The 20,124-nt window shown below is 39.5% G+C and carries 23 protein-coding genes; 13 read left to right on the top strand and 10 right to left on the bottom strand.

Features of this window, described 5'->3' with window-relative positions:
• Positions 1 to 87: 87 nt before the first annotated feature.
• Positions 88 to 723 (bottom strand): TrkA C-terminal domain-containing protein, encoded by a 636-nt coding sequence (locus tag FKZ59_RS09980; protein ID WP_141602615.1) that lies wholly within the window; start codon positions 721 to 723, stop codon positions 88 to 90.
• A 144-nt stretch (positions 724 to 867) separates the two neighbouring features.
• On the opposite strand from FKZ59_RS09980, the gene FKZ59_RS09975 reads away from it, so the two are divergent.
• The 6 genes from FKZ59_RS09975 (at position 868) to FKZ59_RS09950 (ending at position 6,247) form a co-directional block, all read left to right on the top strand.
• On the top strand, positions 868 to 1,629 hold the full coding sequence (locus tag FKZ59_RS09975) for a MerR family transcriptional regulator (RefSeq protein ID WP_141602614.1): 762 nt from the start codon (positions 868 to 870) through the stop codon (positions 1,627 to 1,629).
• A 138-nt stretch (positions 1,630 to 1,767) separates the two neighbouring features.
• Positions 1,768 to 2,448 (top strand): hypothetical protein, encoded by a 681-nt coding sequence (locus FKZ59_RS09970; protein ID WP_141602613.1) that lies wholly within the window; start codon positions 1,768 to 1,770, stop codon positions 2,446 to 2,448.
• A 74-nt stretch (positions 2,449 to 2,522) separates the two neighbouring features.
• Positions 2,523 to 3,605: a type III polyketide synthase gene (locus FKZ59_RS09965; protein WP_141602612.1), complete on the top strand. Its 1,083-nt coding sequence runs from the start codon at positions 2,523 to 2,525 to the stop codon at positions 3,603 to 3,605.
• Position 3,606: 1 nt separating this feature from the next.
• The gene (locus tag FKZ59_RS09960) at positions 3,607 to 4,155 is read left to right on the top strand and encodes an isoprenylcysteine carboxyl methyltransferase family protein (RefSeq protein ID WP_141602611.1); all 549 of its coding nucleotides are present in this window, start codon (positions 3,607 to 3,609) and stop codon (positions 4,153 to 4,155) included.
• A 439-nt stretch (positions 4,156 to 4,594) separates the two neighbouring features.
• Positions 4,595 to 5,023, top strand: a complete 429-nt coding sequence (locus tag FKZ59_RS09955; protein ID WP_141602610.1) for a DUF1641 domain-containing protein — start codon at positions 4,595 to 4,597, stop codon at positions 5,021 to 5,023.
• A 39-nt stretch (positions 5,024 to 5,062) separates the two neighbouring features.
• Positions 5,063 to 6,247, top strand: a complete 1,185-nt coding sequence (locus FKZ59_RS09950) for an NAD(P)/FAD-dependent oxidoreductase (RefSeq protein WP_141602609.1) — start codon at positions 5,063 to 5,065, stop codon at positions 6,245 to 6,247.
• Positions 6,248 to 6,291: 44 nt separating this feature from the next.
• Here the strand turns inward: FKZ59_RS09950 and FKZ59_RS09945 are convergent, their stop codons facing one another.
• Positions 6,292 to 7,524, bottom strand: a complete 1,233-nt coding sequence (locus tag FKZ59_RS09945) for an MFS transporter (protein WP_141602608.1) — start codon at positions 7,522 to 7,524, stop codon at positions 6,292 to 6,294.
• 240 nt (positions 7,525 to 7,764) lie between these two features.
• On the opposite strand from FKZ59_RS09945, the gene FKZ59_RS09940 reads away from it, so the two are divergent.
• Positions 7,765 to 8,928 (top strand): MFS transporter, encoded by a 1,164-nt coding sequence (locus FKZ59_RS09940; RefSeq protein ID WP_141602684.1) that lies wholly within the window; start codon positions 7,765 to 7,767, stop codon positions 8,926 to 8,928.
• A gap of 81 nt (positions 8,929 to 9,009) precedes the next feature.
• Here the strand turns inward: FKZ59_RS09940 and FKZ59_RS09935 are convergent, their stop codons facing one another.
• Positions 9,010 to 9,630: a DedA family protein gene (locus FKZ59_RS09935; RefSeq protein WP_141602607.1), complete on the bottom strand. Its 621-nt coding sequence runs from the start codon at positions 9,628 to 9,630 to the stop codon at positions 9,010 to 9,012.
• Between the two features lie 195 nt (positions 9,631 to 9,825).
• Between FKZ59_RS09935 and FKZ59_RS09930 the strand changes: the two genes are divergently transcribed.
• Positions 9,826 to 11,352 (top strand): NAD(P)H-hydrate dehydratase, encoded by a 1,527-nt coding sequence (locus FKZ59_RS09930; RefSeq protein WP_141602606.1) that lies wholly within the window; start codon positions 9,826 to 9,828, stop codon positions 11,350 to 11,352.
• A gap of 101 nt (positions 11,353 to 11,453) precedes the next feature.
• On the opposite strand, the gene FKZ59_RS09925 is transcribed toward FKZ59_RS09930, so the two are convergent.
• From FKZ59_RS09925 to FKZ59_RS09915, 3 genes are all read right to left on the bottom strand, one after another.
• On the bottom strand, positions 11,454 to 11,921 hold the full coding sequence (locus FKZ59_RS09925) for a hypothetical protein (RefSeq protein ID WP_141602605.1): 468 nt from the start codon (positions 11,919 to 11,921) through the stop codon (positions 11,454 to 11,456).
• 139 nt (positions 11,922 to 12,060) lie between these two features.
• Positions 12,061 to 13,329, bottom strand: a complete 1,269-nt coding sequence (locus FKZ59_RS09920) for a cytochrome P450 (protein WP_141602604.1) — start codon at positions 13,327 to 13,329, stop codon at positions 12,061 to 12,063.
• Positions 13,330 to 13,756: 427 nt separating this feature from the next.
• Positions 13,757 to 13,828: a YpzG family protein gene (locus tag FKZ59_RS09915; RefSeq protein ID WP_141602683.1), complete on the bottom strand. Its 72-nt coding sequence runs from the start codon at positions 13,826 to 13,828 to the stop codon at positions 13,757 to 13,759.
• A 246-nt stretch (positions 13,829 to 14,074) separates the two neighbouring features.
• Here FKZ59_RS09915 and FKZ59_RS09910 point away from each other — a divergent pair, with 246 nt between their 5' ends.
• Positions 14,075 to 14,383 carry a YunC family protein gene (locus tag FKZ59_RS09910; protein WP_408057486.1) on the top strand — a complete coding sequence of 103 codons (309 nt, stop codon included), beginning with the start codon at positions 14,075 to 14,077 and terminating at the stop codon, positions 14,381 to 14,383.
• A 25-nt stretch (positions 14,384 to 14,408) separates the two neighbouring features.
• On the opposite strand, the gene FKZ59_RS09905 is transcribed toward FKZ59_RS09910, so the two are convergent.
• On the bottom strand, positions 14,409 to 15,548 hold the full coding sequence (locus FKZ59_RS09905) for an MGDG synthase family glycosyltransferase (RefSeq protein WP_220125035.1): 1,140 nt from the start codon (positions 15,546 to 15,548) through the stop codon (positions 14,409 to 14,411).
• Between the two features lie 332 nt (positions 15,549 to 15,880).
• Between FKZ59_RS09905 and FKZ59_RS09900 the strand changes: the two genes are divergently transcribed.
• Entirely contained in the window at positions 15,881 to 16,609 is a 729-nt protein-coding gene (locus FKZ59_RS09900) for a glycosyltransferase family 2 protein (protein ID WP_141602601.1), read from the top strand.
• The gene (locus FKZ59_RS09895; RefSeq protein WP_141602600.1) at positions 16,599 to 17,294 is read left to right on the top strand and encodes a lysophospholipid acyltransferase family protein; all 696 of its coding nucleotides are present in this window, start codon (positions 16,599 to 16,601) and stop codon (positions 17,292 to 17,294) included. Before FKZ59_RS09900 ends, FKZ59_RS09895 begins: the two co-directional genes overlap by 11 nt.
• 76 nt (positions 17,295 to 17,370) lie before the next feature.
• Here FKZ59_RS09895 and FKZ59_RS09890 read toward each other — a convergent pair whose 3' ends face one another.
• The gene (locus FKZ59_RS09890; protein ID WP_246045865.1) at positions 17,371 to 17,862 is read right to left on the bottom strand and encodes a pyridoxamine 5'-phosphate oxidase family protein; all 492 of its coding nucleotides are present in this window, start codon (positions 17,860 to 17,862) and stop codon (positions 17,371 to 17,373) included.
• A 203-nt stretch (positions 17,863 to 18,065) separates the two neighbouring features.
• On the opposite strand from FKZ59_RS09890, the gene FKZ59_RS09885 reads away from it, so the two are divergent.
• On the top strand, positions 18,066 to 18,293 hold the full coding sequence (locus FKZ59_RS09885; RefSeq protein ID WP_141602598.1) for a phosphate-starvation-inducible protein PsiE: 228 nt from the start codon (positions 18,066 to 18,068) through the stop codon (positions 18,291 to 18,293).
• Positions 18,294 to 18,332: 39 nt separating this feature from the next.
• Here the strand turns inward: FKZ59_RS09885 and FKZ59_RS09880 are convergent, their stop codons facing one another.
• Positions 18,333 to 18,659, bottom strand: a complete 327-nt coding sequence (locus FKZ59_RS09880; protein WP_246045862.1) for a thioredoxin family protein — start codon at positions 18,657 to 18,659, stop codon at positions 18,333 to 18,335.
• Between the two features lie 61 nt (positions 18,660 to 18,720).
• On the opposite strand from FKZ59_RS09880, the gene FKZ59_RS09875 reads away from it, so the two are divergent.
• Positions 18,721 to 18,996: a YqhV family protein gene (locus FKZ59_RS09875; RefSeq protein ID WP_141602596.1), complete on the top strand. Its 276-nt coding sequence runs from the start codon at positions 18,721 to 18,723 to the stop codon at positions 18,994 to 18,996.
• 13 nt (positions 18,997 to 19,009) lie between these two features.
• Here the strand turns inward: FKZ59_RS09875 and corA are convergent, their stop codons facing one another.
• Positions 19,010 to 19,960 (bottom strand): magnesium/cobalt transporter CorA, encoded by a 951-nt coding sequence (gene corA / locus FKZ59_RS09870; protein WP_141602595.1) that lies wholly within the window; start codon positions 19,958 to 19,960, stop codon positions 19,010 to 19,012.
• Positions 19,961 to 20,124 lie beyond the last annotated feature (164 nt).

The raw sequence follows: 20,124 nt of genomic DNA, 5'->3' as shown, positions 1-20,124 counted from the left end.
CTTTAGTCAAATTACGACTCTCAAAATCTGCAAAAAAATAATAGAAAAGGCTTACAAAAGCTTAAATTTGCTTTTGTAAGCCTTTTTTTAATTAGGAAATAGAAATTTTTGAACCCTTTCTAAACATTCATCATTTCCAATAAAGTAGATTACATCTCCCATTTCGATGGTCGCATAGGGGCCAGGGGAAATGATCAATTCTTCTCCCCTGCGAATTCCGACAATGGTTGCCATTGTATGGTGCCAAAAGTTAATTTCGCCAATTGTCTTGGATAGGTGCGGAGAAACTCTTTTTATTTCAATATGGAAAGGAACAAAAGGATTGATTGAACGGAATCGTTCAGTACGGCTGACTAATCTTTCGGTAATCTCTTTCAACTTTTCCAGCTCTTCTTTTTGCCGATTGATGCTTTTGAACATTTCCAGCTGAATTTGATGAATGGACTCGACATCTAAAAATTGTTTAATAAAATTCGCCGCTTTTTCGGAAGACTTGATTACAACACCACTTCCCTTTGTCGCTTCCACAATCTCCAGATCCTGGAGAACAGCGATCGCTCTTCTCGCCGTTTCGGCTGAAACGCCGTACTGGCTGGCCAGGGAAGATCTGGCGTAAATTTTTTCACCAATTGCATATTTGCCTTCAACAATTTTAGAGGCAATATCAGCGGCAATTTTTTGATATTTTGGCTGCTTCACAATTTTTAAATCTTTATTTTCCATTTCCGACAACCTTTCATTCCTTCACTTCAAATTAAAATATAATCCACGTTGAATTTACTAGCCACTTTTCTTCATAAATTTTGTTTATCTGTTGACCTTTCCGTTACGTAAACCTTTATGATGAATTTGTCAGGAGGGATTGCCATGGAATACACCATCAGCCAGCTTGCAAAACTGGCAGGAATCAGCACAAGGACGTTGAGATATTATGATGAAATCAATTTGCTTAAACCAAAACGGATCAACAGCTCAGGATACCGGATTTATGGCCAGGAAGAAGTTGATCGATTACAACAGATTTTATTTTTCCGGGAATTGGATGTCAATATTGAAACAATCCTTTCCATCATGAATGACCCAAACTTTGATTCAATCAAAGCATTGGAGCACCATTTGACCCAACTTATGAAAAAAAGATCCCGCCTCGACAATTTAATTGAATCCGTAAAAAAAACAATCGCCCATGAGAAAGGAGTCATTGTGATGAATAATGAAGAAAAATTTAAAGCGTTTAAAGAACAATTGATTGAAGAAAATGAACAGCAATACGGCAAAGAAATCCGCGAGAAGTATGGGGACGATATTATCGATAAATCGAATAATAAATTAAGGAATCTATCAAAAGGGGATTTCGAGCGATTCAGACAACTTGAAGTGGAAATACTTGAACTGCTCGAAAAAGCTGTTCAAACGGGAGATCCTTCTTCCCCGCCCGCCCGGGAACTTGCCGCAAAACATAAAGAATGGTTGACACTTTCCTGGCCCGAATATTCCGAAGAAGCCCACCGGGGACTTGCAGAAATGTATGTCTCCGACGAACGCTTCAAAGCCTATTATGACCGGAAAGGTCCTGGAGCAACTGAATTTTTGAGGGATGCCATCCTTCGGTATCTTGAAAACAAATAAACGGATCACTCATGAAAAGCCGCTCCTGAATGGGAGCGGCTTTTATTTTATAAAATTTGTATAATCCCTAAAAAATTGGAAAAACTGACAAATGAACAAAATACTCTGGCCATTAACTGCGGAAAAAGGAGATTGCCGATGTTGCAAAAAAGCGAGAAAAAATTGACAAAAATGAGATACCATTATGCCAATCAGGAATACATAATTTTGAATAAATGTCCCCACTGCAATTTAGATATCCATCCGACGGTGGAGAACCGTTACCGCTTTGAGAATAAGAATTTTCATATTTTTATATTATCTTTAACTTGCCCTTCCTGCAGAAAAGATTACTTTGTCGTCAACAATTGCGAGAAATCCGTTGATGACCGGAACCGTTACTTATTCACCATCCCGCACTATTCATTGCAAAACGAAACCCTTATACAAAACACATCAAAAAAATTCCAAAATTTATATTCCCAATCCGTACAGGCGGAAATACAAGGACATGACGATATTGCCTTTTTTGGCTATATTAAGTCACTTGAAGTCCTTGTAAAAGATATTGCCATCATCGAACATCCGGATTCCGAAGATATCGTATTATTCAGCAGCCTCATCCAATGTTTGGAAAAATTTCATTCAACCAATATTCATTTATTTTCAAAAAGATTGTTGGAAGTATTAAAAAATGATTATCTGCATTATCAAAAAGGCCCGGAATTTGCCAAATATACTGGACTTGTAAAAGATTGTATCGATTATTTCCTGCTCTACCTGGAGTTATTGCAGAAAACATTACCAATCAATATTCATCGCAGGGAAAAAGAGGCATGAAAAATCCATAAACTCCCTTTGCATACGCGAGTATCCATTTGGAAAAGATAGATAGAAAAAAGGAAGATAATGAAATGCCGAAAATTGTTTCAATAAGCACCCATAAACCGCCTTACACATTGCAGCAGCATGAAATCGAACAATTTACGAAGACATTATTCCAAAATAAAATCCCGAAATTGGAACGGCTTCTAAGAGTGTTCAAAAACGGGGAAATTGAGAAGCGCAACTTTTGTGTACCGTTACAATGGCATCTGGAAGAGCATACCTTTGAAGAACGCAATCAATTATATATTCAAACGGCTGTGGACTACAGCGTAGACGCCATTCGCAGCTGCCTGCAAAATGAGTTGTATTTGAAAAAACCTATTTCCACAGAAGAAATTGATGCCATTATCTTTGTATCAAGCACCGGCATATCCACACCCAGTATCGATGCGCGCATCATGAACCGGTTGAAGTTTCCGGACCGAATCAGGAGGCTTCCCATTTGGGGCCTTGGCTGCGCGGGAGGAGCCGCAGGAATCAGCAGAGCTTTTGATTACTGTCTTTCCCATCCGAAAGACAAAGCGCTCGTGATCTGTGTTGAATTATGCAGCCTCACCTTTCAACGAAATGATTGCTCCAAAAGCAATTTGGTTGGCGCCTCTCTCTTTGCCGACGGGGCTGCTTGTGCCCTCATCTGCGGAGATGAAGCAGCCGTTGAAACCCGAAAACAAGTGCCTTATATCATCCAAACCGCTTCAAAATGGATGCCTCAGTCGGAGGATGTGATGGGATGGGATATTAAAAATGACGGGTTTCATGTCATCTTTTCCAAAAGCATCCCGGTGATTATCACCAATTGGCTGGGACCGTTTATTCAAGATTTTTTTGATGAAGCAGGCATTTCATTGAATGATTTGGATCATTTTATTGTACATCCCGGCGGCAAGAAAGTGTTGCTGGCATATAAAGAAGCACTTAATTTAACCGACAAACAACTTGAGATTTCCCAAAAAGTTCTTCAACAAAACGGCAACATGTCTTCACCGACCGTGCTGTACGTTTTGGATGAATATATGAAAACCGTGGAGAAACCGGATTCATACGGTTTATTAGTGGCCCTTGGACCGGGATTCAGCGGAGAGGCGGTGCTGTTGCAATGGAGGGAATAAAATGGAAATTTTTCTGTTTTTGATCATCCTCGTCATTTTCCAAAGAATCTTTGAACTGATCATTGCAAAACGCAATGAACGAAGAATGAAACAGCTCGGCGCTTATGAAGTGGGGGCATCCCATTATCCATTTATGATTTTGCTGCACGTCGGTTTTTTCGCCAGCCTAATGGTTGAAGTAATTATTTTTGAACGCACACTATCACCATTTTTTGTCTATTTATTCGTTTTCTTTATGCTTGTTCAATTGTTGAGAATCTGGTGTATCTTATCTTTAGGAATGTATTGGAATACAAAAATCATCGTCCTTCCAGGTACAAAACCCGTAAAAACAGGGCCTTACGCTTTTTTCAAACACCCGAACTATTTTGTCGTTTGCTGCGAAATTATTATAATGCCAATAATGTTCCAAGCTTATGTAACGGCTTTTATTTTTTCCATTTTAAATTTCATCATGTTATCGATTCGAATCCCGTTGGAAGAAAAAGCATTATCGGAAGCGGCAAATGGTGAATATGTTCTTGATAAAAAAATTCAGCACCCAAGCTGAATTTTTTCCATTTTTTTGAACATAAATTTTATTATTGTATACATAATAATAAAAAATATAATTTCGTTATCAATTTCTAATAACAAATAGCAAAATAATATTAGAAATTATAGTAGATAAAGCGTATAATTCAATTTAACAGTAAATGCATTCAAAAAAACTCAACAATTTTGCAAAAAGTTTGTCATAATTTTATAAATTTTCAAAAAACGGTCCGTTTTTTCTTTTCCTTAAGAAGGTAATTGAAGAATTTCTTTATTTTTATTGTCCATAAATCAAAATCAATCTGATGGATTGTTTGCTGTAAAAAACAGTACTTGATTTAGCAAATATTTATATTATATTTAAACTGTAGTGAACTTTGTTAAATGTTTCACATAGTTGTTTATGTTGAGTTTTCCCAATGATGTGCACAATGAATAGTAAAGGAGAATGGGTCATGTCAGAAGAATTAGTGAATCAAGTTCAAGTTGAATCCGCTGTGAACAAGGAAAAACAGGATTTGCTAGATCAGTTATTAAAACCTGAAGTGCAAGAGTCCTTGACATATTTAGTAGAACAGCTCCCTAAACTTGCCGAGTTGGCGGGACTTCTTACAAAAGCCTACGATTTTGCGCAACAAGTTGCAACTGATGAGGTATTAAAGAACGATACCGTGAACGCCATAAAAGAAATTTCCGAACCTGTGATTGGCACAGTAAAGAATTTTGCGCAAACTGCCATTGAAGCGAAAGATCGCGCTGAAGTATCCACTGAAACAATCGGTTTGTTCGGCGTATTGAAATTGCTAAAAAATCCGGAAGTTCAAAAGCTGTTGCGATTTGCCAACGCCTTCCTGGAAGTTTCGGCAGAACGCAAAAATCAATAATGGTATTGTTTACTTAAAAAAGAAGGACGGAGGAATATTATGTCAAAAGAAATCGTCATCTTAGGTGCAGGTTATGGCGGTTTATTAACCGCTTTGACATTACGAAAATATGCTAGTAAAGAAGAAGCGAAAATCACTGTAGTGAATAAAACTCCAGACCACCAATTGATTACGGAATTGCACCGTCTCGCCGGCGGAACAATTTCAGAAAAAGCCATTTCATTCCCTTTGAAAAAGTTGTTTAAAGGAAAAGACATCGATGTAGTCATCCAAGAAGTAAAATCATTTAATGTTAATAATAAAGAGGTATACTTGGCAAACGGTTCCGTACTATCTTACGATTATTTGGTTGTTGCCCTTGGCAGCCAAACAGGCTTTTTCGGAATCCCTGGATTAGAAGAAAACTCCATGGTATTAAAATCCATCGATGACGCGAAAAAAATCTACAATCATATCGAAAGCAAAATTGCTTCCTATGCGAAAACAAAAGACCCTGCAGATGCAACAATTGTCATCGGCGGCGGCGGTTTAACCGGTGTGGAACTTGTCGGTGAAATCGTGGACAACGCTCCAAATATTTGCGCAAAATACGCGGTAGATCCTGCCGAATTGAACATTATTCTTGTTGAAGCTGCACCAAAAATTTTGCCGGTATTGCCGGACGAACTGATCGAACGTGCAATGAAAAGTTTGGAAGCCCGCGGCGTTAAATTCTTGACAGGACTTCCAGTAACCGGTGTGGAAGGCAATGTCATTTCATTGAAAGATGGTTCCACAATTACAGCGAACACATTCGTTTGGACAGGAGGAGTCGCAGCTCTTCCAATCGTTCAGGAATCCGGCCTTGAATGTGACCGCGGAAAAGGCATCGTCGACAGATATTTACGTTCCGTATCCCATCCTGATGTTTTTGTGATTGGTGATGCATCTGTTTGCTTCCCTGAAGGCGGAGGACGTCCATTGTACGCTCCAACTGCCCAAAATGCTTGGCAAATGGGAGAAGCTACAGGTTACAACCTTTACGCATTAATAAAAGGCCAAAAATTAAAAGAATTCAGCCCCGTGAACTCCGGTACGCTTGCAAGCCTTGGACGCAAAGACGGTGTGGCAACTGTCGGCAAAAACAATATCCTTCTTAAAGGCCTGCCAGCTTCATTGATGAAAGAAGCAAGCCATGTCCGCTACTTATCGCATATCAAAGCTTTATATGGTTTGGCCTATTAATAAATGCTCAAAAGTGCGGCAAAAAATGCCGCACTTTTTGCTTTTTATGTTTTCCTGATCGGTTTTCCCGCTTCTATCAAAACCTTGTTGGCCGCCAACATAAAACTTAGCATGAGCATTACAATGCCTGTACCGATTAGTAATAATTCAATTTTTATGAAATCGCTGATCGGGCCAAAAATGAGCATTCCCAATGGCATCATGGATGTTGAAATCATATTGAACACTCCGAAAATTCTGCCCAAAAAATCTCCTTCCACTTTTTCTTGCAGCAATACCGTTGTCGGAGTGTTAAACAAAGGCATTGTTACCCCTGCTAATACCATGATCCCGCAATAAATCCAGAAATTCGGCACAATCCCCAAAAGCAACGTGCAGACCGCAAAAAGCATGCCTGATAACGCCATTGTGTAGGTTCTATTTGTGAACCCTCCCCACAAGGCAATCACAGCCCCGCCAATCATCATGCCAATGGAAAAGGTCATTTCAATGGCCGAAAGCTTCCAGACATCCCCACCGAATGTGCGGGTTACTTGTAATGGGGTTAAAAAGGAGACAGGTGCTGCCAAAATGAAAAAGATTGCGAAAAATGCAAACAATGTTTTTAAAAAATGGTGATGTTTAATATAGGATAGTCCTTCTTTGAAGTCATCAAAATATCCCGCTTTCTGTTGCTCCGAAGCTTTTTTATGGGCCGGAATCCGCAAAAAGAACAATAATGCGGCCACCGCAACCGCAGCCGTCACGACATCGATGAAAAACATCATTTCCAATGTTGTAATGCCCAACAATGCCGCGCTAATCATAGGCGAGACCAACATGACAAATGCCTGTATGCTTCCATTTATTCCGTTCACCTTTGTCAACTGCTCTTCCGGTACAATTTGCGGCAAGATGGCTCCCACCGCAGGCGTTTGAATCCCTGTGCCAATGGAACGGATTATAAACATCAGAAAAAGCAGCCAAAAAGATTTGTAACCGTTCAGGAAGAAAATGGCCAAAATAAGTGTGGCAAATGCAATGGCTGAATCAGATAGCATAATTAACATTTTCCGGTTATATCGGTCGGCCCATACCCCTGCAAAAGAGGATAATAAAAAAGTAGGGACAAATCCGCAAAGAATTCCTATTGTCATCATGACCCCCGACTGAGTCGTCAAGGTGATGTACCACATGATGGCGTATTGTACAATCGATGACCCAAAGAGGGAAATCGTCTGGCTTGCAAGAAAGACGCTGATATTCCGTTTCCAATGCGCATAATGGCCAATTGCCATAAAATATTTCTCCTCTTCTTATTTTTTAATTGGATCAATTCGTTGCATGCCCAAGAATGAATTGCCAACAAACGTTTATAACATAAATTAAAAAGGAAATTTTGTGAGAAATCGAGTTAAATGTTCACCCTTTCGGCAAAGTTTTATTTAAAATGGTAATTAACGGATGATACAGATTCTATAAGAAGGTGTGACGTTCCATTGAATGAAAAAAACCCGCAATCACCAATATATCCCATTATGTTAGCCATCGGGGCAGGACATTTAATCAATGATACGGCCCAAAATATCGCACCGGCCATGTTCCCGTATCTTTCAAGAGATCTCGGTTTCACATTCACCCAATTGGGTTTGATCACTTTTATATTGAATATGGTTTCTTCCACCCTTCAGCCGGTCGTCGGCTTTATCAGCGACAAAAAACCGATGCCTTACGCATTGCCTGCCGGGATGATCAGCGTTTTCATCGGTTTAAGCATGTTTGCTTTTGCCGGCCAATATTTCATGATTTTACTTGCCGCCATCTTTTTAGGGTTCGGTTCGGCCATTTTTCATCCGGAAGGTTCCCGCGTATCCTTTTTGTCGGCAGGCAATAAACGGGGATTGTCCCAATCCATTTATCAGGTGGGCGGAAATTCGGGACAAGCCATTGCCCCTTTAATTGGAGCCTTTATTTTGGACGCCATGGGACAAAAGGGGGCCGCTGTACTTCTCTTTCTTGTAGCCATCGGCATCATCTTATTGTTCAACATATCAAGATGGTACGCCCGCCAATTGCGAGCTGAAAAAATGAACAAGAAACCAAAGAAAATCTTAATATCTTCCTTGCCCCCGTTAACAAAGAAACAAGTGGGGATTGCTCTATTTTTGCTCTTTACCATCATTTTTGCCCGTTCTTTTTACACAACTAATATTCAAAATTATTATGTATTCTATCTCATCGACCACTATCACTTAACGACGCGCATTGGGCAAATTTTCATTTTCATATTCATGGCTTTTGGCGTCATAGGTACATTTTTTGGAGGTTCCTTGTCCGATCGCATCGGGCGGAAAAATGTCATTTTACTATCGGTGGTTGTACCGATTCCTTTATGCTTATTGCTGCCTTACTTGCCTCTTTGGCTCGTACCCGTGTTTCTTATCGCAATAGGCACTTTGATTATGATCAGCTTCTCGGTTACCGTTGTTTATGCACAAGAACTGGTTCCTTCGAAAATCGGAACAATGGCGGGACTGACAACAGGATTTGCCTTTGGGATGGGGGCCATCGGTTCAGTGGCAATCGGCTGGCTTCTTGACACGATCGGAATCAATTTAACGATGAAAATTATCTCCCTGTTGCCGCTCATCCTTTTCGTTGCCATCTTTCTGCCGAAAGACCAGGTAAATCAGGAAATATAAAAAAACTGCCTTGAGCATTATTTTCAAGACAGCAAGACGATCACCCATCCGATTGGAAGGGATCACGATGGTTCCCTTCCTTTATTTTTTCATTTTAAATAACCGTTTTTTCCGTATGAACCACACGACAAAACCAAGAGTAACCACCGCAATCAGCGCGTAGGCGATATTTGAATAGACATCCATCGCTTCAACAATCTTCGTCCAATTGTCTCCTACGGCAGCCCCGAGATGAACCAAGACCGTATTCCAAATTAACGTACCTAAAGTTGTCAGTAAAATGAACAGCCAAAATTTCATATTGCTCATTCCGGCCGGAATGGAAATTAGGCTGCGAATGAGCGGAATAAACCGGCAGAAAAAAACCGTCCAGAACCCATAATTGTCAAACCAGGCATCGGCTTTATAAATATCGTTTCTTGTCAGTCTTAAAATATTTCCATATTTATCTACAATTTTCACAAGACGCTCCACATCCAACAACAGACCAATACCATATAAAATGATTGCGCCTGCAACGGAACCAAGGGTGGAAGCGATAATGACCCCAGTAACCGTCAAATCGGTAAAAGTGGTCATAAACCCGCCGAAAGTTAAGATGACTTCCGATGGAATCGGAGGAAAAACGTTTTCTAACATTATTAACAGGAATACCCCTACATATCCGAAATCCTCCATAATTTGTTGAATCCACGTTTCCATGTTTAACTTCCCCTTATGTATTTCTTTTTACTCACTAACTCTTTCATTATGAAGCTGTTCCTTTCCGTAGTCAAACCCTATTCATTGACTCCTCTTCTTTTTCATAAGTTTCACAGGCGGGTGACGTCCGATTATTGTAAAATGTAGGTAAGAATACTAGTCCTCATGGATATCTTATGAAAAGGAGGAACTATTATGTATGCGGCTGATCAAAAAACCATGCAAACCCTTGATCAATATACGATGCAACAGCTGGGGCTGCCGGGTGCCGTATTAATGGAAAACGCCGGAAACGCCGTCGTACAGGAAATTTTGAACGACTATCCCCGCCATAAACGTATATTAGTTATCTCGGGTCAAGGAAATAACGGCGGTGACGGATTTGTTGTTGCCAGAAGATTAATTGATTTCGGATACGAAGTTTTGCTTTGTTTTATTGGAAAAGAAGAGAAATTAAAAGGGGATGCCCAAATTCATTATCAAGTTTATAAAAACCGTCATTTGCCCCTCTATCATCATCAAGACGGAGAAGATCAAATTTTTGCCTTTGTCCGGGATGCGGATGTCATCGTTGATGCAATGCTTGGGACAGGCGTTTCAGGAAAAGTGCGTTCCCCGTTTTATGAAATCATCAAAGCGGTAAATGAATCAGGGAAAGATGTCATCAGTGTCGATGTTCCGTCTGGCCTCAATTCCAACACGGGAGAAGTGGCGAATATCGCCGTTACAGCAAAGAAAACCATCACCTTCGCCATGCCCAAAATCGGATTCTTTGTCGGAGATGGACCAAAAGTCGTCGGCGAATGGAAAGTGGCGGACATTTCCGTTCCAGAATCAATTGTTGAAACCCTTCAACTGAAATTGCCGAAACTCATTGATTCCGAAACCGCAAAAGAATCGCTGCCAAAAAGAAAAAAACATGGACACAAAGGCACTTTCGGGCATTGTCTCGTCATCGGCGGTTCCAAATATTACGTCGGTGCACCGGTATATACTGCAAAAGCTGCTTTTCATTCCGGCATCGGCCTTGTCACCCTGGCCATTCCGGAAACGATTTATTCCCATGTTGCCGGCACCTGCCATGAAAGTCTGTTTTTCCCACTTTCAGACACTGGCGAATTTATTGATCCGAAAGCTTTGGAAACCATTGATTACTCTAAATATAAAACCATCGTCTTTGGTCCGGGGCTGGGCAGAGAATGCGACGGAAACGCCATGCTGGAGACGCTTTTGAAAAAATTGACAACCCAGACAATCATAGTGGATGCGGATGGACTTTATTTTCTGAAAAATCATTTGAATCAATTACGGCATTATGAAGGAAATATTATTGCAACCCCTCATCCCGGTGAAATGGCAACTTTAACAGGAAAAAGCGTTGCAGAAATCGAATCTGCCCGGCTGGAAATTGCCAAACATTTCGCAACGGAGTATCAAATTTATTTAGTGTTAAAAGGCCACCGGACAATCCTTGCAACTCCTGAAGGGAAACTTTGGATCAATCCCCACGGAAATGATGCTTTGGGAAAAGGAGGCAGCGGGGATGTATTGACAGGCTTGATTGCTTCCCTCGTTTCCCAGCAATCCGATCCATTAAAAGCCATGATCGCTGCAAGTTACTATCATGCCATAGCCGCCGAAGAATTGGGGAAAAAATCCTCCAATTATGGCGTCACGCCAATGGACATTATCCAATATATCCCGGTTTTATTTGGCCGCTAAAGGGAAGAAAAAGAGAAGAACAGTCCCATGAGGTAAAACCGAATGGGGCTTTTTTATATGCAGGTTCAAACAAAAAAATCCCCTGTCCATCGGGGGCCATTCTATTTTAAATTGATGGCTTTTTTAATTTTATGAAAAAGTTTTATATCATAATCAATATATTCCGAAAAATACTTTGAAATGGTATATGAAGCGGAATTGATCTTATAATTTTTTTTCCACAATTCATCTTCCAAATTATTTATGGCTACGATCAGGCTTCTCCTTCCCAAAATAAATTGTTCAATGACGTCTTCTTTTTTTCTTATTTTGCTTTCGATGAGCGACTGGTGTTTTATCTTGTCCTTGTCCGGTTCCTTTGGAAAAACGCCTCCCTTTTTAAAGTAAGGAACACGATGATGAAGAACAAACGCATCCAACGAAATGAAATGGACAATGATACCGGCTACCGTCCATTTCCCATTTTCCGTCAAGGATTGCCATTCTTGATCCGATAGCTTTGATAATTTATTTACAAACCCTACAGAATTCTCAAAATAAATTAAAATTTTTTCTTTATTTTTATCCAAGAATGTCAGCTCCCATATTCCATAGGTTTTACTTATTTTTAAGTAATTCTTCTATACAAAAAAAGAAAAGTCCTTCAACATTTCAGGAATTTCCACAAAAAAAATGCCCCAAAAGTGTTTGAACTTTTGAGGCCTGCTGTTAATGTAAGCTTTCCCGCACCCTTTTGACATTTGTCAATACCACTTTGCTTTTTGGAATGCTTGGAATCGTATTCATCGCAATATACATATCTTGTTCCGGCACTTCATAATCCATTTTATTTAATAAATAATCCAAGGCGAATTTCATCATTTCAATCGTCAATTTCTCTCCAGGGCATCGATGGGTTGTTTCCGAAATTCCCCCTCCCTGGGGTATTAAACTGAAATGGTCATCCTGCCAATTGGCGAATCGTTCCGGCCGGAATTCATCGGGATGTTCCCAAAGATCCGGGTCATGATTTGTTCCGTATATATCTAATAGTACCAATGTCCCTTTCTGAAAAACAAAGTTGTTCCAGGTAAAATCTTTTTTTACTTTTGCCAAAACAAATGGAAAAAACGGATAAAACCGTCTTACTTCTTGAACAAAAAGAATGGCGTAATCCGGATGCTGTTTCAGCTTGGCTCTTTCATGCGGAAATTGCGCCAATGCCATGACAATAAAATTGATATAAATCGAAATGGCTACGACAGGACGCAGCACATTAATGATTTCAACCGCCGCTGTTTCGGCATCTAATAAGTTTCCGTCCATCTCTTTATAAAAAACGAATTGATGCAGGATGGAATCCGGTTGTACTTGCACTTCGCCGGAACGGATTCTTTCCACCAATTCCGTCATCTTTTTTTCCATTTGATTTCTTTTCATTCTCCCCATCCAATGTTGGGGACCAAATGCAACAGGGGTTTCGAACATGGCCCCAAGTTCATTCATCAACCTCTCCGCGTTATCCTCATGGACAGGATAGCCGATCCACTTAAAGGACGCTTTACAAAGCAACGCTTTCACTTCTTCATAAAATACAATTTCAGATTTTCGGCTCCATTCATCCAATGCTTTTTCCCATTCAATTTTGACAATATCCAAAAATTCATTGATCTTTTCTTTAGACATAATATCCAAAAACATTCGTTTCCGATGCAAATGGGCTTTCCCATCGAGGGTTTGAACGGCATTTTTGCCGAATAAGGTTTCAATAACCCGGTTGGGGGCGGCATCCTGGCGTTCAAATTTCGTGTCATCATAAAACAATTGAGCCGCTTCTTTTCCTCCAATACATATTGCTTTTCTCCCCAATATCCTTGTTTCAAAAATATTAGATTGGAAATTTTTTCGGCGGTTTAAAATGTACTCATATCCTTCTTTCAATAAAGCGAAACTATGATCAATTCCTTCGTCTTTTGGAATCTCATTGATATTTTCCATCATCGCACCTCTCAAACAAAATTCGTTCGCTGTGTTTATTTTGTGAAAACATCCATATTTCATACAAAGTGCAATATGTTATTTGAAAAGTCCTTAAAAAAAGCAGAACCCGGAAACAATGTTCCGGGTCTGGATTTCACAAATTACGACATGAAACTGCAAACTCTTTTAGGTGGATGATCCATATTCAATTGATGATTGAATTGGATTATTTTTTCACCATCAAGAGTTTCGGCGGAGTGTCAGAATGATTATTGTTGTAATTGTCCATCGGAAATCCCTCCTGTGTTCATGTCGTATTTTCTTGTGAAATCATTATTTATTATGACTTTTTTAAAAAGTTTTATACACATCGAGCACTTTTTTTAACATTTTTTAAACCCGGAAACGATGTTCCGGGCTCCTTTCACTAAATCGCCATGATTCATTAGTATTGCCTTGCTTTCGCATCCGCTCTCAAAAGTTGGTTATGGAGCGATACTTCTGTCTGGCCATTGATGAGGGACTTTTATGCTTCGGCTTCAAGCTGCGGTTTCTGATTGGAAATGCACCTTTTCTGCTCATCGGTCTTCACCTCTTTCATCATGGTCGATTAGTGAAATTATTGTTAGTATGATAATTCGGCAACCATCTATGCTTTCCTTATATTTTCATTTCATTGGCGCACACTTTAAATGGCGTCCAAAAATTCTTTTCAATTCGAACATTTTCTGAATCGCTCCATATTTTAATAAAGAAAGGAGCGATGAGGTTGGTTTCCATTGAACCCATTGAGTTGCAAGGGCACATGTTTACGGCTGTCACTGTGCGATTGCCAAAAACCACTTTATTAACCATTTCCAGTGAAATCGGCTACATTATGTGTGGCGCTTTGGATGTCCAATTATTAAACACCCGGCTGGCTGACCGAAAAATCATCGCAGGCCGTGCTGTCGGAGTGAAAACCATTGAGGAATTATTGAAAGCCCCTCTCGAATCCGTAACGACAGAAGCCGAAAAAATGGGAATCGTCAAAGGAATGACCGGGGAAGAAGCGTTGTTAAAAATGATTTAAAAGGAGGCTCTTTCTGAACCTCCTTTTAACTGATAAAACGGCTGAACCCCTGTTTCCGGCCGACTAAAGCCATCACATCTTCGCAAATCACATCGGCTGCATTCGGGGAATAGATTTTTTTCATATTATTGATTAATTTGTAGCGTTCCTGTTCGTCCCGGATTAGCCTCAATACATGGTCCACCAATTGGTCAGGGCGATTTGCAACAATTGCCGCATCCTTTTTTTTGAAATACTTTGCGTTCTCCAATTCCTGACCGGGCACTGCCCTGTATAGCAGCATCGGCACCTGGACGGCCAAGCCTTCACTTAATGTGATTCCGCCAGGTTTTGTAATCATCACGGTCGCCATTTTCATCATTTCGTCCATTTTATTTGTATATCCAAATATTCGGACATTATGGTTTTCTGAAAACTTTGCCGACAAATTATTTTTCAGATCCTCATTCTTCCCGCAAATCACAATGATTTGATAGTCGCCATTTTCCAATATTTTTTTGATGACTCCTTCAATATCTTTTAATACGCCATAAGCCCCCGTTGCGATTAAAATGACCGGTTTTTGTCCGGTTAAACCATAAGTAGCAAGCAGCTGATTCCGATCCGCCGGCTGTTCAAACTGCGGTTCAATGGGAATACCTGTAGATTTTACCCTGTTTTCGGGGATACCGGCATTGATCAAATCTTCCCTCAGATCTTCGGTAGCCACATAATACCGGTCAATATACCGGTGAATCCAATTTTTATGAGCCTTAAAATCGGTAATGACATTCACAATCGGTATTTGAATGCCGGTTTTTCTTTTTAATTCCGGTACAACAGGCATCGGGAAAGTATTGACAATAATATCCGGCTTCCATTTTTCAACCATTCCGGAAAGTTTCTTCATCCCATAGTTGTTCATAATATCAATATCAAAAAATCTTTTATTTCTGCTGCCGCCATAATATAGCAAACCGTAAATTTTTTTGCCATAATTGAAGCTTTTTATATATAAATATTTGGAAGCTTTCGTTAACAGCGGATGTGAATCATAATAAAGGTCCGATTCCATTACATCGGTCAATCCATGTTGAAAAAACGCCTTTTTTAATGTGTTCGAAACTTTTAAATGGCCGTTTCCATAGCTGCCTGTCAATAGAAGAATCCTCATCTTCTTCTCCACAATACCACCCTCGCAAATAAACTGCATTTTGATCTTTCCATATCATCTTAGGAATGAAACATACCAGGAAATGATTGTCTAATATTATACATATGTTTATCAATATGAAAATAGCAAAATTAAAAGGCTCTTATCGAAAAGCGCTTTACTCACCTATTATTTTTTCGTTTTCTCAAATTCTATAATTCTGTAATGAAATCTCATTTTTTGAATATACATGAATATAAGATTTTAATGCAATTCCTATTTTCCATAAATTCAAAACATTTCTATATTTTTGATAAAATAAAAATATGCCAGCTCACTAAAAGGTTTAGAAAGGAAGGGACGATATGAACAAAGTCTGCGTTATCATTCCTGCCCTGAACCCGGCCCGTGAATTAATCGATTATATATACGATTTATTGGATCGCAATGTTTCACAAGTTGTTGTTGTGAATGACGGAAGCATCTCCAGTTGTATTCCGGTCTTCCATCAAATCGCACGGATCCAAAATTGTACCGTGTTGACGCATGAACAAAATAAAGGAAAAGGACGCGCATTAAAAACAGCGTTTGAATACGTGATGAATCACTGCAATGTGCATGGAGTGATAACTGCGGACGCAGATGGCCAGCATTCCGTCCAGGATGTCGTTAAAATTGCAAAAAAGCTGATGGATCATCAGGATTCGATTCTCCTGGGCGTACGGGATTTTGGCCAAAACAACGTCCCGGCAAGAAGCTACATCGGCAATAAAATCACGAGTTTCTTATTTAAATCTTTGTTTAAAATCGACCTTCAAGATACACAATCAGGCCTAAGGGGAATTCCCATCAATCTTCTTCCTTCGCTACTGACTTTGGAAGGCGAGCGATACGAGTATGAAATGAATATGCTGATTGTTGCCGCCAAGAGAAACATCCCGATCAAACAAATACCTATCCAGACCATTTACATCAACAAAAATGAAAGCTCCTATTACCAACCTATAAGAGACTCGCTCAAAATTTTTTCGATGATTGTTTCCCGAAGCATTGCCTATAAAAGACTCAATGAAGGTGAAAAACATGGCATCTAGAGTTTATGGTAAGTTCTTCAGAATCTCCCAATGGATTGTCCGAAAAATCTACCCGGCATATAATGTTCTAATTCATGAACAAATTAAAGACCCTGTTGTGTATGTATCCCATCATCAAAATCTGTTCAATCCATTTATTATTTATTTATGGTTTCCTAAAGACCTTAGAACTTGGATCTTACACGTATTTCTGGACAGAAAGGCCTGCTTCCGCCAATATGTGGATTACACGTTTACAAAAAGAATGGGCATGAATCGGACGATTGCAAAAATTTGTGCTTATCCGCTGTCCTTCTTTATCGCCCATTTATTAAAATCCGGAAAAGGCATTCCGGTATATCGGGGATCAAAAAAAATATTCAACACTTTTCGGCTGACGGTGGAAGCGTTGAAAAGAGGGGAAAGCGTCGTTATTTATCCGACCGTCGATTATACGGATACTTCCAATGAAACGAAAGATATGCATGAAGGATATCTTTTTATTGAAAAATATTATTTTCGGGAAACGGCGCAACACGTCCGCTTTGTCCCATTATACGTAAGCAAAAACAAGCGGCTGATTATTTCCGGTGAGCCGGTAACTTTTCATGATGATGAAGATTTTTCTATCGGGCAAAAACGGATTGGGGAGCACATGAGAAACCAATTACACGAATTGGCTAAAAAGTGCGGAGATCTCGAATAAATACATACCTCTAAAAAAATGCACAAAATCAAAGCGACTTAACATTTTAAGTCGCTCTTCTTTTTCCTTTTTCTTCCTAATGGCCCTTGGCATCACTGAACTTACCTGTAATGTTTTCAACCTCCACTTCAAACACTTCCGTTTTCGGCAATGCAGGATACCCGCCCTTTTCAAACCGCCAATCCGGATCACCATATTTTTTCCACAGACAATCATAAAACCATTCTTTCTTTTGCTCATCTTCAATACGGCGAATCTTTCCAAACAGAACGACGCTGATATATCCCAAAGCCGATTGGCAGGCATATTTTTTGCCGGGAACCACTTCTCCCATTTCACATACTTCAATACAAACCCGCGGATTATATTTTATATTTTCCCAAAAATGGCTTTCCCTCAAATTCCCTATATGCAAATATAATTTTGTTCCATCTTCATAGACGAAAACAAAAGGAATTACATAAGGGTAGCCATCTTCGCCAACCGTTGCCACATGGGCCACTTTTGCCTTTCTTAAAAAGTCATATGCAAGATCGGCAGCTATTTCTCTTTTTTTATTATGGATCATTCCTCTCAATTTGCCCATCTCCTTTCTTTAAATATATATTCTAAATACATCTTTTAAAACCCTTTCAAAAGGGCAATATTTTTTATAATACTTCATCCATCAATCAAGCTGCTATTCACTCCCATAGTCAAAAATTCAATATCCAAAAATGGATAAGATTATGGTACTATGGACTATAGGAAAACATTTAGGGGGAATGATTTATGGCTAGCAAAGCTTTAAGAACAGATGCAAAAATTGTACCTGAACGCAAGGAAGAAGCATTAAAAATTCTTGACAGTTTAATTATCAAACTATTTGTCAGCGTTCTTGATGAAAAACAAATTATTGAACGCCACATTTTAAAAGAACGCCTTGCAAACCTAATTGAACTTTCACATCACGATGAAGAATTAAAAGAAACATTACACGCACTAGTTAACGAATTATAAGAAAGAAAAGGAGACGTCCGTTTAGAGCGCCTCCTTTTCTTATTTTCCATACAGCCCAACAATTTTATTGATTTTCTCTTTCAGCAAATCCGTATGCACAAATCTTGTCTGCCGAAGAAATTCCTTTCCTTCCACAAAGAACAATAATGCCGGAACCGAAAAGACCGAAAACCGGCCCGCTATTTCCTTCACCTCTTCTGCATCGATCAATCCCAAAGCAATGCGGAAATCATTTTCCAACAACTTTTCCAACTGCGGAAGCAGTGCATGGCAAACCCCGCAATCCTTTCTTGAAATATAAAGAAATGAAAGGGGATTTTGCTCAATAAAAGCATTCACTTCATCCAGCGAAGATAGCTTAAACATGGCATCACCATTCATAATCTTTCATGGACAAGCATATCATAATCCAATAAATAGCGGAAGGATGGATGAAGGATTGGAAAGCGCGCTGCTCTACATGGTGTTATTAAGATTTTTATCCGGCAGCATCGAATTATCCGCCGCGACCCTTATGTGGAAATTCAATGACTTGGAAAAAGCGTTGATGATTAATTCGATGTTGGCGTTAGTAGGTCCGACGATTTTAATTGTGACAACCGGCATCGGCGTCAGCGGATTGTCCGAAAAAATTTCTTTCTTGAAAATAATCTGCCTTTTTACAGGAATCCTGCTTATTATCATCGGCATGAAAATCAAATGAAACAAGCCGGCATTCAAAACCATCCCTTTCTCTTAAACCAAATCAGCATTGAAACCCCAATGAAAAACATCATCAAAAGGGTTATGAAATACCCATACTTCCATGATAACTCCGGGATATTTTCGAAGTTCATGCCGTATATTCCGGCAATGAATGTCAACGGCGCAAAAATCGATGTGATGATGGTCAGCAGCTTCATTACATTATTCGTCTGGTGGGCATTTAAGGAAATGTAACTGTCCCGGATATCTGCCGTTACTTCCCGATTGGTCATAACCTTTTCCGACAATTTCAAAAGATGGTCGTGAATATTTGAGAAGTATTCTTTTCTTTCTTCAATCTGGTTTAAATTCAAATGATGGGAATTTAACATGCGATATAACAAATCCCTCATCGGATTAACGGAATGTAAAAGCTGCAAGAGCATATTTCTTATTTCCATCAATTCATTCATCGGTTGGATTCCCGTTTGTTCAATGATGAGTTTTTCAAGTTCATCTTCTATTTTGTAAATAATCGGAAAATAGTTATCGACAATCTTGTCCAAAATTTCATAAAACACATAATAGGGATCCCATTGTTCGGGGAAAGAGAGCCCAATCAACTCATTCCAAACCTTCGTTACCTCGATGGAAGGCTGCTTATGAAATGTCACAATAAACGTTTCCCCCACAAAAAAATCCAGTTCTTCTTTAATAAGTTCCCCCTTTTCTTCACGGAGGGTATGGGTAACAAAAAAAGTATAATGGTTAAAGTAATCCAGTTTGGGCCGTTGAAGATCTTGCACGCAGTCTTCGATCGCCAGCGGGTGGAAATGGAAGGTGCTTGCCAGATGTTCCACTTCGGCTTCCGTCGGTTCGCTGAAATCCACCCAAAACCATCTATACTTTGCCAAATCGATATTACTCAAGAAATCCCCTTTTTCCAAACGGTGGTCATGTGTAATGCCAATATAGTAAATCATTGGATGCACCTTTTCTCCAAAATGCATTCATTATTGTTGTTGCTTCTTATCCGCTTTGAGCCGATCCTCTTGTTTCCATGGAGGGTCCAACTTCATATGAATTTTTTCGTTTATTTTATAAACTGCAAAAGGGACTACAAAGGCCAATATTGTACAAACAATGG

This window comes from Ureibacillus terrenus (assembly GCF_006569205.1).
GTDB classification, from domain to species: domain Bacteria; phylum Bacillota; class Bacilli; order Bacillales_A; family Planococcaceae; genus Ureibacillus; species Ureibacillus terrenus.
The sequence above is the reverse complement of the archived record's forward strand: the minus strand, read 5'-3'. Positions and strand labels throughout refer to the sequence as shown.